Below are 15,179 nucleotides of genomic sequence, written 5' to 3'. Positions count from 1 at the left end.
GGCAACGGTAGCCTTTGCAGCCGTGACCCTCGCCTCGTTGAGCCCCCAGGCGGCCCTGCCGAGCCCGACCACCGCGGTCTGGCAGCTCGGGCCGGTGCCGATCCGGGCCTACGCGCTCTGCATCATCCTCGGCATCGTGCTGGCCTGCTGGGTCACCGAGCGCCGGCTGCGCCAGCGCGGCGTGGCCCCGGGCGCGGTGCTCGACATCGCGGTCTGGGCGGTCCCGGCCGGCATCGTCGGCGCTCGGATCTACCACGTGATCACCTCGCCGGAGAAGTACTTCGGCGCCGGCGGGGACTGGCTCAAGGTGTTCTACATCCACGAGGGTGGGCTGGGCATCTGGGGCGCGGTCGCCGGTGGCGCGGTCGGCGCCTGGATCGCCGCCCGGCAGCTCGGCATCCCGTTCGCGGTGGTGGCCGACGCGCTCGCCCCCGGCCTGCCGCTGGCCCAGGCGGTCGGCCGGTTCGGCAACTGGTTCAACAACGAGCTCTACGGCGGCCGCACCACGCTGCCCTGGGGGCTGGAGATCCACAAGATGGACCCGGCCGACCCGGGTCAGGCGCAGCGCGACCCCGCCGGCCAGCCGGTGCTGCAGCCCGGGCTCTACCACCCGACGTTCCTCTACGAGGCGCTGTGGAACGTCGGCGTCGCCGCCCTGGTGTTCGCCCTCGACCGCCGGTTCAAGCTGGGCAGGGGTCGGGCCTTCGCGCTCTACGTGATGGGCTACACCGTCGGTCGGTTCTGGATCGAGCTGATGCGCACCGACGAGGCGAACCAGATCCTCGGCGTGCGCCTCAACGTCTGGACCGCCGCCCTGGTCTTCCTCGGCGCGCTGATCTACTTCCTCCGGGTCCGCGGCCCCCGCGAGTACCTGATCCCGGTGGGCGTGCCGACCACGGAAGTGCCGCCGGCCGGTGGGGACATCTCCCAGGTCGACCTCTCCCGCACCGAGAACGGGCCCCGGGCGGTCGCCCCGGAGGGCTACCGGACGGTCAGCGAGGAGCAGTTCCAGGCGTACCGGGAGACCGGCGAGGTCCCCGACGAACCCGCCGCCGAGGAGACCACGGCGACCGACGACGAAACCCCGACCGACGCCGACGACGAGGCCGCGCACGCCGACGACGAGGCGCCGCCCGTGGGCGACGAGGACGTCCCGGAGCGGGACGACCGGGCGGGCGCCGCCGGCGCCCGGCCCGCCGACCGGGACAGCTGAGCGGGGCGGGGATGCGCACCGCGGTGGTGGTCGGCGCCGGGCTCGGCGGGCTGGCGGTGGCCGGCACGCTGGCCCGCTCCGGCTGGCAGGTCACCCTGCTGGAACGGGCGGACCGGGTCCGTCCGGAAGCCACGGCCGTGGTGCTCTGGCCCAACGGGGTACGCGCGCTGCACGCGCTCGGCCTCGGCGCGGGCCTGGACGCGATCGCCACCCCGCTGCCCGACGCCGGGGTGCGCCGGCCGGACGGGCACTGGCTGGTGCAGCCGCGCCCGACGCCGGCCGACCGGATGCCGGTGGTGGTGCACCGGGAGGACCTGCACGACGCGCTGATCGCCGGGCTCGGCGACCGGGTGGAGCTGCGCACCGGCGTGGCCGTGGACACCGTCCGGGTCCGCCCCGGACAGCGGCCCGCGGTGGGCACCGCCGGGCACCTGTTCGAGGCCGACCTGGTGGTGGCGGCCGACGGCACCGACAGCGCGGTACGCCGCCAGCTCGCCCCCTCCTCGGCGGTGATCAGCTCCGGCTGCGCGGCCTGGCGCGCGGTGATCCCCTGGTACCGGGCGCCCCGGCTGCCGGCCGACCAGCCGCTCGGCGGGGAGGTGCTGGGGGCGGGCTACCGCTTCGTAGCCGCCTCGCTGGGCGAGCGCGGCTCCTCCGGCGCCTCCCGCCGGGGCGGCATTTACTGGGTCGCCACCGCCGCCGGAGCGCCCCGGCCCGAGCCGCCGGAGACCCAGCTCGCCCTGCTCAAGCGCTGGTACGCCGGCTGGCCCGCGCCGATCGGCGAGCTGCTCGACGCCACCGAACCGGCCGACCTGGTGCAGCAGGAGGTCCGCGAGCTGCGCCCGCTGCCCCGGACGTACGGCTTTCCGGCCGGCCCCGGTGGCGTGGTGCTGCTCGGCGACGCGGCGCACGCGATGCCGCCACACCTGGGGCAGGGCGCCTGCCTCGCCTTCGAGGACGCGGCCACCCTCTCCTCGCTGCTGCGCGAATCCCGACTGCCCGACGCCGTGCAGGCGTACGACCGGTTGCGCCGCCCGCGCGCGGCGACGGTGGTCCGGCAGACCCGCCGGATGTCGGCGGTCCTGCAGGCCCGGGGCCGGCTGGCCCTGCGCGCCCGCGACGCCGCCCTCGGCACGATAAGCCCCCGCCTACTCTCCAGCGCCGCCTCGTCCGCCGCCCAGTGGCGCCCCCCAACCCCCTGACCCACCGCGCCCCCTCACCGCCCCCTGACGATTGCACTCACCACTTGACGCCGCCCGGCGTGTCGCGCCGCCAACCTGATGATCAACGTAGGCGGCCGGAGGCCGGGGGGTCGGGAGTCAGATGAGGGCGGTGGGTTCGGCGATGCAGGCGGTGCCGACGCGGCGGAAGCCGACCCGGAGATAGACCCGGGCGATCTCCTCGCTGCCGGCGGAGAGGAAGACCAGGTCGGTGCCGGCGGCCAGCAGTTCGTCGGCGAGGGTGGCGGTGACCGCCGCGCCGAGGCCCCGGCGGCGGGCGGCCGGCAGGGTGGCCACCCCGGCGATCTCGGCCACGTCGTCGACCCGCATCGCCATCCCGCTGGCCAGCGCCCCCTCCTCGGACGTGCCGGCCAGCACCGACAGCCGGCGGCCGTCGGCGAGCCGGGTCCGCTCCTCGTCCAGCGCCGCCACGTCCAGTTCGGTGATCGCCGCGTCCCGCTCCGCCGGGCCCGCGTCGCCGCGGGCCGTGCCGGCGGCGGCGAAACCGACCGCGGCGACCGCGCGGCGGGCGGCCACGTCGGCGGCGAAGCCGGGCGCGTCCGGGTCCAGCACCCGCACCGGTACGTCGGTGAGCGTCGCCGGGTCGGGCAGGGCGGCCGGGTCGAGCACCATCAGCGGCGCCTCCAGCACGCTCAGCCCCGCCGCCCGGGCCACCGCCAGCAGGTCGGGCGTGGTCTCGTGCACCCATTCCAGGGCCTCGGGCAGGCCCAGCTCGCGCTGCCGCTCGCGGACGGCGGTCACGTCGGCCAGCGACGGGGGTGCGGTGGCGTCGAGGCGGGGTCGGGCGTAGAACGGCCAGCCGACCCCTTCCCGCACGAAGAGGACTAGCGCGCCGTGCTCCTCGCCGCGTGCGACGTCGCGGGGCACCGCGTCGTAGAAGCGTTCCAGCCGGGCGAGGATTTCGCTGCGCAGGGGATCCACCGCGCGAGACTACCTGTCCCAGAGTCTGGAAGGTGTGATCAATCTGCACTGGCCTTGCGCGGGTCTCCCTAACGTAGACTCAATAAACCGCCAAGGGCCGACGTCGTCCCGACCATGATCCAACCTGAGTGACGACAGGAGGCCCGGTGGCCTTTCCGTACCCTCACAGCCCGCAGTCGGCCCCGCCCCCGGCCGGTCTCTACGACCCCGCCAACGAGCACGACGCGTGCGGCGTGGCCTTCGTCGCGGACCTGCACGGCCGGCGCTCCCACGCGGTGGTGGCGGGCGGCCTCGGCGCGCTCTGTCGCCTGGACCATCGGGGCGCCCGGGGCGCGGAACACAACACCGGTGACGGCGCCGGGATCATGATCCAGGTCCCGGACGCCTTCCTGCGCGCGGTGGTCGACTTCCCGCTGCCGCCGGTCGGCCAGTACGCCACCGGCCTGGTCTTCCTCCCCGACGACGACGCGGCGGAGGCCCGCGCCCGGCAGGTGGTGGAGAAGTACGCCCTGGTGGAGGGGGCCGACCTGCTCGGCTGGCGGGACGTGCCGGTCGACCCGAGCGGGCTGGGCGAGACGGCGCTCGCGGCGATGCCCCGGATCCGTCAGCTCTTCCTGGCCGCGCACCGGCTCACCGACACCCCGGCCGGTCCGGCCGGCTCGCCGCTGACCGGCCTCGACCTGGACCGGGTGGCGTTCTGCGTGCGCAAGCAGGCCGAGCGGGAGAGCGCCGAGCGGGGCGTGCCGGCATACTTCCCGTCGCTGTCCTCCCGGACCATGACCTGGAAGGGCATGCTCACCCCGGACCAGCTGCCGGCGTACTTCCCGGACCTGACCGACGAGCGGGTGGAAAGCGCGATCGCGCTGGTGCACTCCCGGTTCTCCACCAACACCTTCCCGTCCTGGCCGCTGGCCCACCCGTACCGGTTCATCGCGCACAACGGTGAGATCAACACCATCCGCGGCAACCGGAACTGGATGCAGGCCCGGGAGGCGCTGCTGCGCAGCCCCGAGATCCCCGGCAACATCCGGCGGATCTTCCCGGTCTGCACCCCGGGCGCCTCCGACTCGGCGAACTTCGACGAGGTCCTCGAACTGCTGCACCTGGCCGGGCGGAGCCTGCCGCACGCGGTGCTGATGATGATCCCGGAGGCCTGGGAGAACGACCCGGGCATGCGGGCGGACAAGCGGGCCTTCTACCGGTTCCACGCCAGCCTGATGGAGCCCTGGGACGGGCCCGCCTCGGTCGCCTTCACCGACGGCGAGATCGTCGGCGCGGTGCTGGACCGCAACGGGCTGCGCCCGGGCCGCTGGTGGCGGACCTCCGACGGACTCGTCGTGCTCGGCAGCGAGGCGGGCGTGCTCGACCTCGACCCTGCCACCGTGGTCGCCAAGGGGCGGCTCCAGCCGGGCCGGATGTTCCTGGTCGACACCGTCAACGGGCGGATCGTGCAGGACGACGAGATCAAGGCCGAGCTGGCCGCCGCCCGGCCGTACGCCGAGTGGCTGCACGCCGGGCTGATCGACCTGACCGACCTGCCGCCGCGCGAGCACATCGTCTACACCCACGACTCGGTACGCCGCCGCCAGCAGACCTTCGGCTACACCGAGGAGGAGCTGAAGATCCTGCTCGCGCCGATGGCCCGGCTCGGCGCGGAGCCGCTCGGCTCGATGGGCACCGACACCCCGATCTCCCCGCTGTCGACCCGGCCGCGGCTGCTCTACGACTACTTCCACCAGCTCTTCGCCCAGGTCACCAACCCGCCGCTGGACGCCATCCGCGAGGAGCTGGTGACCAGCCTGTCGTCGACCATCGGCCCGGAGGGCAACCTGCTCGACCCGGGCCCGGCGAGCTGCCGGCAGATCGTGCTGCCGTACCCGGTGATCGACAACGACGAGCTGGCCAAGATCCTTTCCATCGACGAGGACGGCGACCTGCCCGGCTTCAAGGCCGTCCGGGTCTCCGGGCTCTACCGGGTCCGTGACGGCGGCGCCGGCATCAAGGCCCGGCTGACCGAGATCTGCCGGCACGTCTCGGAGGCGATCGAGGACGGCGTGCGGATCCTCGTCCTCTCCGACCGGGACTCCAACGCCGACCTGGCGCCGATCCCGTCGCTGCTGCTCACCGCGGCGGTGCACCAGCACCTGGTCCGCGAGCAGACCCGTACCCAGGTGGCGCTGATCGTCGAGTCCGGCGACTGCCGCGAGGTGCACCACGCGGCCGTGCTGATCGGGTACGGCGCGGCGGCGGTCAACCCGTACCTGGCCTTCGAGTCGGTCGAGGACATGATCTCCACCGGCGCGCTGGTCGGCGTGGACCCCGGCAAGGCGATCCGCAACTACGTCAAGGCGCTCGGCAAGGGCGTCCTGAAGATCATGTCGAAGATGGGCATCTCGACGGTGTCGTCGTACTGCGGTGCGCAGGTCTTCGAGGCGGTCGGGCTGCACACCCGGCTGGTGGAGCGCTACTTCCGCGGCACCCCCAGCACCATCAGCGGCATCGGGCTGGACGAGATCCACGCCGAGGTGGCCGCCCGGCACGCGCTGGCCTGGCCGGCGGCGGGCGCGGAGACCTCCGACCGGTTGGAGGTCGGCGGCGAGTACCAGTGGCGCCGCGAGGGTGAGCTGCACCTGTTCAACCCGGAGACGGTCTTCCTGCTCCAGCACGCCACCCGCAGCCGCCAGTACGACGTGTTCCGGCAGTACACCGCCAAGGTCGACGAGCTGGCCGCGCGGGCCGGCTCGCTGCGCGGGCTGTTCACCCTGCGTACCGGGGTGCGCCCGGCAGTGCCGATCGACGAGGTCGAGCCGGCCACCGAGATCGTCAAGCGGTTCGCCACCGGCGCCATGTCGTACGGGTCGATCTCGGCGGAGGCGCACGAGACCCTGGCCATCGCGATGAACCGGCTCGGTGGCAAGTCCAACACCGGCGAGGGCGGCGAGGACGTCGAGCGGCTGTACGACCCGGCCCGCCGCTCCGCGGTCAAGCAGATCGCCAGCGGTCGCTTCGGCGTGACCAGCGAATACCTGGTCAACGCCGACGACCTCCAGATCAAGATGGCGCAGGGCGCCAAGCCCGGCGAGGGCGGGCAGCTGCCCGGCAACAAGGTCTGGCCGTGGATCGCCCGTACCCGGCACGCCACCCCGGGCGTCGGCCTGATCTCCCCGCCGCCGCACCACGACATCTACTCGATCGAGGACCTCGCCCAGCTGGTGCACGACCTGAAGTGCGTCAACCCGGCCGCCCGGGTGCACGTCAAGCTGGTCAGCGAGGTCGGCGTGGGCACCGTCGCGGCCGGCGTCGCCAAGCTCAAGGCCGACGTCATCCTGATCTCCGGGCACGACGGCGGCACCGGCGCGTCCCCGCTGAACTCCCTCAAGCACGCCGGCACCCCATGGGAGCTGGGCCTGGCCGAGGCGCAGCAGACGCTGCTGCTCAACAAGCTCCGCGACCGGGTCACCGTGCAGGTCGACGGCCAGCTCAAGACCGGCCGGGACGTGCTGGTCGCGGCGCTGCTCGGCGCCGAGGAGTTCGGCTTCGCCACCGCCCCGCTGATCGTCGAGGGCTGCGTGATGATGCGGGTCTGCCACCTGGACACCTGTCCGGTCGGCATCGCCACCCAGAACCCGGTGCTGCGCGAGCGGTTCACCGGCAAGCCGGAGTTCGTGGAGAACTTCTTCCTCTTCCTCGCCGAGGAGGTCCGCGGCTACCTCGCCGAGCTGGGCTTCCGCAGCATCGACGAGGCGATCGGGCACGCCGAGCTGCTCGACGTCGCCCCGGCGGTGCAGCACTGGAAGGCGCACGGGCTGGACCTCGGGCGCGTACTGCACGTGCCGGAGCTGCCGGCGGACGCCGCCCGGCGCGGCGTGCGGGCCCAGGATCACGGCCTGGAACTGGCCCTGGACAACGAGCTGATCGCCCTGGCGCAGCCGGCGCTGCGCGACGGCAGCCCGGTCCGGGTCGAGGTGGCGGTGCGCAACGAGCACCGCAGCGTCGGCGCGATGCTCGGCGGCGAGGTCACCCGCCGCTTCGGCGGCGCCGGCCTGCCCGACGACACGATCGAGTTCGTGCTGCGCGGCACCGCCGGCCAGTCCTTCGGCGCGTTCCTGCCGCGCGGGGTGACCCTGCGGCTGCACGGCGACGCCAACGACTACGTCGGCAAGGGGCTCTCCGGTGGCCGGATCGTCGTCCGCCCGGACGCCGCCGCGCCGTTCGCCGACCCGGAGGCCGCCGCCGGGGCGCGGGCCGAGGACCAGATCATCGCCGGCAACACCATCCTGTACGGAGCCACCGGCGGCGAGCTGTTCCTGCGCGGCCGGGTGGGGGAGCGCTTCGCGGTGCGCAACTCGGGCGCGGTGGCCGTCGTCGAGGGCGTCGGCGACCACGGGTGCGAGTACATGACCGGCGGCACCGTGGTGGTGCTCGGCGAGACCGGCCGCAACTTCGCCGCCGGCATGTCCGGCGGCACCGCGTACGTGCACCGGCTGGACACCGACCGGGTCAACGCCGAGCTGGTCGACCTGGTGTCGCTGCGCGACGCCGAGCGCGACCTGCTGCACGAGCTGGTGCAGCGGCACGTCGCGGAGACCGACTCGGTCCTCGGCGCGGAGCTGCTCAAGCGCTGGCCGGAGGCGGTGGAGGAGTTCACCGCGGTGGTCCCCCGGGACTACCGCCGGGTGATGGAGATCATGCGGGCCGCCGAAGCCGCCGGCCGTGACGTCGACGACGCGGTCATGTCTGCGCTGACCGCGCCGGTGCCGCCCGCCCCGCGGGTGGCGGCCCAGGAGGTGGCTCGTGCCTGACCCGAACGGTTTCCTGCGCTACGACCGGCGGCTGCCGGCGCGCCGCCCGGTGCCGGTGCGGATCAGCGACTGGCGCGAGGTCTACCCGCCGGCCGGCGAGGAGCTGATCCGCGAGCAGGCCACCCGGTGCATGGACTGCGGCATCCCGTTCTGCCACGACGGCTGCCCGCTGGGCAACCGCATCCCGGACTGGAACGACCTGGTCCGCACCGGCAACTGGGACGCCGCGGTGGAGTCGCTGCACGCCACCAACAACTTCCCGGAGTTCACCGGCCGGCTCTGCCCGGCGCCCTGCGAGGCCGCCTGCGTGCTCGGCATCGGCGGCGGGCAGCCGGTCACCATCAAGCAGGTCGAGGTGGAGATCGCCGACGCGGCGGTGGCCCGGGGCGGGCTGCGGCCCCGCCCGGTGCCGGCGCCGACCGGCCGGTCGGTCGCCGTGGTCGGCTCCGGCCCCGCCGGCCTCGCCGCCGCGCAGCAGCTCGCCCGCGCCGGTCACGCGGTGACCGTGTACGAGCGCGACGACGCGATCGGTGGCCTGCTCCGGTACGGCATCCCCGACTTCAAGCTGGAGAAGCAGCACATCGACCGGCGGCTGGCCCAGCTCGCCGCCGAGGGCGTCCAGTTCCGCACCGGGGTGGACGTCGGCGTGGACGTCACCGCCGAGCAGTTGCGCGCCGAGCACGACGCGGTGCTGCTGGCCTGCGGCGCGCTCCAGGGCCGGGACACCCCGGAGACCCCCGGGCGGCAGCTGCGCGGCGTACACCAGGCGATGGCGCACCTGGTCGCCGCCAACCGCGTGGTGGCGGCGGCCGGCGACGGGCGACCGGCCCTCGCCGTGCTGTCCGACGGCACCCCGATCGACGCCGCCGGCAAGCACGTCGTGATCATCGGCGGTGGGGACACCGCCGCGGACTGCCTCGGGGTGGCCCACCGGCAGGGCGCCGCCGGGGTGCACCAGCTCGACCTCTACCCGGAGCCCCCGCAGACCCGGGACGCCGCCCGCGACCCGTGGCCGACCTGGCCGTGGGTGCTGCGCAGCTACCCGGCGCACGAGGAGGGCGGCGAGCGCGTCTTCGCCGTCGCGGTGCAGGAGTTCGTCGACGACGGCACCGGCCAGGTCAAGGGCGTACGGATCGCCGAGGTCAGCGTCGAGAAGCGGGACGGCCGGCGGATCGTCACCCCGCTGCCCGGCTCCGAGCGCGAACTCCCGGCCGACCTGGTACTGCTCGCCATCGGCTTCGAGGGCACCGAGCAGCAGCCACTGCTGGAGCAGTTCGGGGTGCGCCGCAACACCCGGGGCGCGGTCGACGCCCGGCCCGACTGGCAGACCGACGCCGACGGCGTCTTCGTCGCCGGTGACATGCACCGGGGCGCCTCGCTGATCGTCTGGGCCATCGCCGAGGGGCGGGCCGCCGCCGCGGCGATCCACACCTACCTCGGTGGGGTCGGCGAGCTGCCGGCCCCGGTGGACCCGGCGCGGCAGCCGCTCGCCGCCCGCTGACGACCCCGGCGGTGACCCCGCCGCACCGACGCCCCGGTCCGGACGCGCCCGTCCCGACCGGGGTGTCCGTCGTCGGCGTCCGGTCCGTCCCGGGTCCTGCCGGGCTGGCGGGGCGTGCCCCACGCCGGCGCCGTCGACCCGGTGAGTCCGCTCACGAAAGCCGCAAATCGGTTTAGCGCGCGGCAGACTTGGCCGCTGCCGAACCCGCCGTGGGTTCGGCTTCGTCATGTCGTCGTCTGGACGGGGAGGCCCCCGTGGCCCTCGGAAGCACGTTCGCCGCACTGCGTCACCGCAACTACCGGATCTGGGCCGGTGCCGGCTTCGTATCGGTGATCGGGACCTGGATGCAGGTGCTCGGCGTCAACTGGTACGTGCTCGAGGAGACCCGCTCGGCGACCTCGATGGGCCTGGCCGTCCTGCTCCAGGCCCTGCCGACGCTGCTGCTCAGCGTCTGGGGCGGGGCGCTGGCCGACCGGCTGCGGGCGAGGCCGGTGCTGATCGCCGCCCAGGCGGTACACGCTCTGCTCGCCGCGGGACTGGCGGTGGTCGCCGTCACCGGCGTCGGCGGCCTCCCGGCGATCTACGCGATCGCGCTGGTGACCGGGGCGGTGTCGGCGATCGAAGGGCCGGTGTCGGGCCGCTGGTCCTCGACGCTGGTCGACCGGGAGGACCTCGGCAACGCCCTCGCGCTCGGCTCGCTGACCAACTCCGCCGGCCGCATCCTCGGCATGAGCGCCGGCGCCGTCGTGGTCGCCGCCGTCGGCCCCGCACTGCTCTTCGCCGTCAACGCGGCCAGCTTCGTCGCGGTGGTCGGCGCCCTGTTCGCCGTACGCGAGGGGGAGCGGCACACCGGCGAGCCGGCGGCGGCCGAGGCGGTGCCGGCGGACGGCGGCATCCGGGCCGGCTTCCGCTACCTGCTGCGCCAGCCGGTGGTGCTGGTCGCGTTGGCGCTGTCGTTCGTGCTGGGCAGCCTGGGCCGCAACTACCAGGTGACCATGGCGGCGATGAGTGACGGCCCGCTGGCCGCCGGGGCGTCGGGCTACGGCGTGCTCTCCACCGTCTTCGCGGTCGGCACGGTGCTGGGCGCGCTGGTGGCGGCCCGGCGCCGCGAGCTGGGCTACGGGGTGCTGATCTGCGCCGGCCTGCTGGCCAGCGTGCTGCAGATCGCCGCCGGGCTGGCTCCCGGCACGGTCAGCTTCGCCGCGGTGATCCTGCCGGTGGCCGCGGCGGCGGTGGTCATCGACACCACGGTCGGCGCCCGCGCCCAGCTCGACACCGACTACGCCATGCGCGGTCGGGTGCTGGCCGCCCTGGCGGTGACCGGCTCGGTCTCCGCGGCGGTCGGCGCGCCCCTGCTCGGTTGGCTCTCCGAGCACGCCGGCCCCCGGCAGACCCTGGTGCTGGCCGGCGCGGTGGCGGCCGTCGCCACGGCCGCCGCGGGCGTCGCCCTCGACGGGTTGCGCGACCACCGGCTGCGCCGCCGGGTCACCCTGGTGCTGGCCGCGCCCGTGGTGCGCCGCCCGGCCCGCCGGGTCGCCGCCATCGCCACCCGCGTCGTCCGGCCCGCGACCCGGCCCGTGGCGACCGCCCGCCCGGCCACGACGCCCCGCCCGGCGGGGAGCCCGCCGCCCGGCTGGTACCCGGCGGCGGTGCGCCGGCCGGGGGCGGGGCGGCTGCCGTCCAGCCGACTGGTCCGGGCCGCAGCCGACTGCGCCGGCGGGGCGCCGGCCCGGTCCCGCCCGCGCCCCCGGTTGGCCGGCGGCGCGGCCCTGATCGAGGCGCCCCCGGGCGACTGCCTGCCCTGAGGCGGCTCGACGCCGGGGCAGGGCGCGGGCGGAAGGACTGTCGGTGTCGCCTGCACACCTGCCTCGGGCGAGCCCGCCGACCCGGCTGCGCCGGGACCTCACCCGGTGCGACCCCGAGCGGTGTCCGGACGCTACGGACCTGATGTCGTAGACGATTCAGGGTGGCGATGCGGATTCCTCCGGTGGCCGCGTGGCCGTTCCTGGTGGAGTCACCGGGCGTGGTGAGCCAGGTCATGAGGTTCGCCGGTGGATAAGGCGTCCACGGGACCGAGCGGCGCGAAGATCATCGTTACGCTCCGGCCATGGATACCGAGGAGCGGCTGCGGCGGATCCGCCGGTGGCTGTGGATCGTGCTGGTGGGTCTCTTCCTCAGTGGAGCGACGGCGTTCCCGCTGGAGATCGAGGTGCGCTGGCTGCTGCGCGCGCTCGACCCGCTCGCCGACGACCTGCCGGCGCTGGTCGGCTGGATCGAGCGGGTGCACACCGGGCTGGTGGAGACCGACGACCGCTACCCGTTCATGCTCTACGGCACCGACTGGCTCGCCTTCGCCCACCTGGTGCTGGCGGTGGCCTTCTGGGGACCGCTACGGGATCCGGTGCGCAACGTCTGGGTGGTACAGCTCGGCATGATCGCCTGCGCCGGGATCGTGCCGCTGGCGCTGATCTGCGGGCCGATCCGGGACATCCCGTGGTTCTGGACGCTGGTCGACCTCTCCTTCGCGGTCGGCGCCTTCCCACCGCTCTGGTTCGCCTACCGGCACATCCGGGCGATCGAGGCCGCCGGCGCGCCGCCGGTGTCGGCGCCGACGGCCTGACGCCCCTCCAGGCGCCGTGAGTCGGCTACGTCATCAGGTCGGTAGCGTCCTTGACGGTGTGCGCCCAAGGCAGCCCTCGCGTCGAGCGGCCTCTGCACCTGCCGGCCTCCGCGCCCATCGGCCCTGCCCCGAGCGGCTTCCGCGCCGAGCGGTGCCGCGCGCCCGGGTGTTCGCGCAACCTGCGCCCGCCCGGCGAGGCGTCGCCGCCGAAACGGCGCACCGGCCGGGTACCCGGCCCCCCGGAAGGGGGGCGGGCACCCGGCCGGGCCGGGGGTCAGCGTTGCAGGAGCTGGTGCGCCTCGCGGATCTTCGTCCACGACTTCGGCTGCGCCGGGGCGGCCGCCGCCGTTGCGCGGGCGGCCGTGGTCAGTTCCGGACGGCCGGCGGTGAACAGCCAGGTGGTGAAGAGTTCGTCCAGGTCCAGTCCGGAGATCCGCTCCGCGAGGGCCTGGAACTGCGCCACCGTGCCGTTGCCGTACCGGTGCTCGGCGGTCCAGGCCGGCAGGATCTCGAAGAACGCCTCGTCGCCGACGGCCAGCCGGAGCTGGTGCAGCGCCATCGCGCCCCGGTCGTAGACCGCGTCGTCGAAGACCCGGTCGGCGCCCGGGTCACCCGGCCGCACCTGCCAGAACCCGGAGTCCTCGGGATAGGCGGCGTAGGTGAAGTCGAAGAGCTCCTGCGCGGTGCCCTCGCCCTGCTCCTCCGACCAGAGCCACTCGGCGTACGAGGCGAAGCCCTCGTTGAGCCAGATGTCCCGCCACTGCGCGACGGACACCGAGTCGCCGAACCACTGGTGGGCGTTCTCGTGCACCACCACGTAGGTGTTCGCGCCGCGGCGCCAGAAGCCCGGCCCGTACACCGGGCGGGTCTGCGTCTCCAGCGCGAAGCCGATGCCGTCGATCGGCCCGGCGACGCCGCCCTGGGCCTCGAACGGGTACGGCCCGAACAGCCCGCTCGCCCAGTCGACGATCTCGGCGGTCCGCTCGATGCTGGCCCGCGCGGCCGGCCCGCGCTCGCCCAGCGTGGCGCTGTACGCGTTGATCACCGGCTGCCCGTTCGGCGCGGTGTCGGTGACGATGTCGTACTGGCCGATCGACAGGAACGCCAGGTAGGTGGCGGCCGGCTTGGTGCTGCGCCAGCCCCACCGCATCCGGTTGCCGGGCTCGGCCAGCGGCGGGCGGGGCTGCACGCCGTTGCTGATCACCTCGACCCCGGTGGGCACCGACACCGAGATGTCGAAGGTGGCCTTGTCCAGCGGGTGGTCGTTGGCCGGGAACCACCACCAGGCCGACTCGGGCTCGTTGACCGCCAGCGCGCCGTCGTCAGTCCGGGTCCAACCGGTGTAGCCACCGACCAGGGTCTCCGACGGCACGCCGGAGTACCTGACCACGATGGTCAGCAGTTGGCCCTTCACGATGGCGCGCGGCGCGGTGACCACCAGCTCGTGCGTGCCCTCGCGGGTGTGCGCGGCCGACCAGCCGTTGACCCGGACGGACTCCACGTCGAGCAGGAAGTCGAGGTTGAAGCGGGACAGGTCCTGGGTGGCCGTCGCCAGGATGGTGGTGGTGCCGGTGAGCCGGTCGGTGGCCGGCTCGTAGCGCAGGCGGACGTCGTAGTGGCTGACGTCGTACCCGCCGTTGCCGTAGTCGGGGAAGTAGCTGTCGCCCAGGCCCGGGCTGCCGGGCGCCGGTGCGGCGGCGACCGGGACCGGCCGGCCCCAACCCGGTAGGGCGGCCTGGCCGGGGGTGCCGGTCACCAGGGTGCCGGCGGTGGTGACGGTCAGGGCGGCGATGGCCGCCGTGAAAACACGTCGCACGAGGTGGACTCCCTCCGTCGGGGTGTTCGCAGGACGAACCTAATCGACGTTTGTGAACGTGTCCGCCCCGCCCGACGAGATCAGCTGTTCACTTGATCTAAATGTTTCGATAGTATTACTCGCTAGTAACAAGACCCACACCCCTGGCCAGCGCGCGGTCACGAGGATCCCACCACCCCTGCTCCGTGGAGGTCCCTGATGCCCCACCGCGCCCTGGCCCGCGCCGTCACCGCGCTGGTCGCCCTGTTCGCCACCGTCCTCGGCGTCGTGCTCGTCCCCGGCACCGCCCAGGCGGCCACCGTCAACTACGTCGCCCTCGGCGACTCCTACTCTTCCGGGGTCGGCGCCGGCCCGTACGACCTCTCCACCTGCCTGCGCAGCGAGAAGTCGTACGCCCCGCTCTGGGCCGCCGCCAACGCGGTGACCAGCTTCCGGTTCCCGGCCTGCGGCGGCGCGGTCACCGCCGACGTGATCAACAGCCAGGTCAACTCGCTGAGCGCCAGCACCACGCTGGTCACCGTCACCATCGGCGGCAACGACGCCGGCTTCGCCGATGTCATCACCAGCTGCCGGTTCGGCAGCACCACCAGTTGCGTGAACGCGGTCAACGAGTCCAAGAGCTTCGCGACCTCGACACTGCCCGGCCGGCTCGACGCCACCTACGCCGCCATCCGCAGCCGGGCCCCCAACGCCCGGCTCGTCGTCCTCGGCTACCCGCGGCTGTTCGAGACCAACTACTGCGGTCTGCTGGCCATGAGCACGTACAAGCGCACCATCCTCAACGAGGCCGCCGACCTGCTCGCCACGGTCATCGCCGACCGGGCCCGCGCGGCCAGCGCCACCTTCGCCGATACCCGTCCCTTCTTCGCCGGTCACGGGGTCTGCGCCGCCGACCCGTGGATCCGGGACGTCTCCGGGGTCATCGAGGCCTACCACCCGAACGCCGCCGGCTACCGGTACGGCTACCTGCCGGCGCTGAACGCGGTGCTCGGCTGACCGACGCGCCCCGGCGGCCGGCGGTCCCGTACCCGGGCCGCCGGCCGCCGTTGCATCCATCGCCGACAA

General features: G+C 74.2%; 9 protein-coding genes. 7 read left to right on the top strand and 2 right to left on the bottom strand.

What is annotated here, in order from left to right:
* Positions 1-22: 22 nt before the first annotated feature.
* Both lgt and ACTMTB_RS12260 read left to right on the top strand, forming a co-directional pair.
* Positions 23-1,213 (top strand): prolipoprotein diacylglyceryl transferase, encoded by a 1,191-nt coding sequence (gene lgt / locus ACTMTB_RS12265; RefSeq protein ID WP_441145130.1) that lies wholly within the window; start codon positions 23-25, stop codon positions 1,211-1,213.
* An 11-nt stretch (positions 1,214-1,224) separates the two neighbouring features.
* Positions 1,225-2,415: an FAD-dependent oxidoreductase gene (locus ACTMTB_RS12260; protein ID WP_441145128.1), complete on the top strand. Its 1,191-nt coding sequence runs from the start codon at positions 1,225-1,227 to the stop codon at positions 2,413-2,415.
* A gap of 117 nt (positions 2,416-2,532) precedes the next feature.
* Here the strand turns inward: ACTMTB_RS12260 and ACTMTB_RS12255 are convergent, their stop codons facing one another.
* Positions 2,533-3,375, bottom strand: coding sequence for a GNAT family N-acetyltransferase (locus tag ACTMTB_RS12255; protein WP_441145126.1), 843 nt, complete (start codon positions 3,373-3,375; stop codon positions 2,533-2,535).
* Between the two features lie 146 nt (positions 3,376-3,521).
* Here ACTMTB_RS12255 and gltB point away from each other — a divergent pair, with 146 nt between their 5' ends.
* The 4 genes from gltB to ACTMTB_RS12235 all read left to right on the top strand — a co-directional run bounded on the left by gltB (position 3,522) and on the right by ACTMTB_RS12235 (position 12,298).
* Positions 3,522-8,177, top strand: coding sequence for a glutamate synthase large subunit (gene gltB, locus ACTMTB_RS12250; RefSeq protein ID WP_441145124.1), 4,656 nt, complete (start codon positions 3,522-3,524; stop codon positions 8,175-8,177).
* Positions 8,170-9,678, top strand: a complete 1,509-nt coding sequence (locus ACTMTB_RS12245) for a glutamate synthase subunit beta (protein WP_441145122.1) — start codon at positions 8,170-8,172, stop codon at positions 9,676-9,678. Before gltB ends, ACTMTB_RS12245 begins: the two co-directional genes overlap by 8 nt.
* 254 nt (positions 9,679-9,932) lie before the next feature.
* Positions 9,933-11,483 (top strand): MFS transporter, encoded by a 1,551-nt coding sequence (locus ACTMTB_RS12240; protein ID WP_441145120.1) that lies wholly within the window; start codon positions 9,933-9,935, stop codon positions 11,481-11,483.
* A 302-nt stretch (positions 11,484-11,785) separates the two neighbouring features.
* A complete protein-coding gene (locus ACTMTB_RS12235) occupies positions 11,786-12,298 on the top strand; it encodes a hypothetical protein (protein ID WP_441145118.1) in 513 nt (170 codons plus the stop codon).
* A gap of 274 nt (positions 12,299-12,572) precedes the next feature.
* Here the strand turns inward: ACTMTB_RS12235 and ACTMTB_RS12230 are convergent, their stop codons facing one another.
* Entirely contained in the window at positions 12,573-14,114 is a 1,542-nt protein-coding gene (locus ACTMTB_RS12230) for a M1 family metallopeptidase (protein ID WP_441145116.1), read from the bottom strand.
* Positions 14,115-14,312: 198 nt separating this feature from the next.
* Between ACTMTB_RS12230 and ACTMTB_RS12225 the strand changes: the two genes are divergently transcribed.
* Positions 14,313-15,110, top strand: coding sequence for an SGNH/GDSL hydrolase family protein (locus tag ACTMTB_RS12225; RefSeq protein ID WP_441145114.1), 798 nt, complete (start codon positions 14,313-14,315; stop codon positions 15,108-15,110).
* Positions 15,111-15,179 lie beyond the last annotated feature (69 nt).

Source organism: Micromonospora sp. L32 (genome assembly GCF_052068055.1).
GTDB classification, from domain to species: Bacteria; Actinomycetota; Actinomycetes; order Mycobacteriales; family Micromonosporaceae; genus Micromonospora; species Micromonospora purpureochromogenes.
This window is presented reverse-complemented; position numbering and strand designations above follow the sequence as displayed.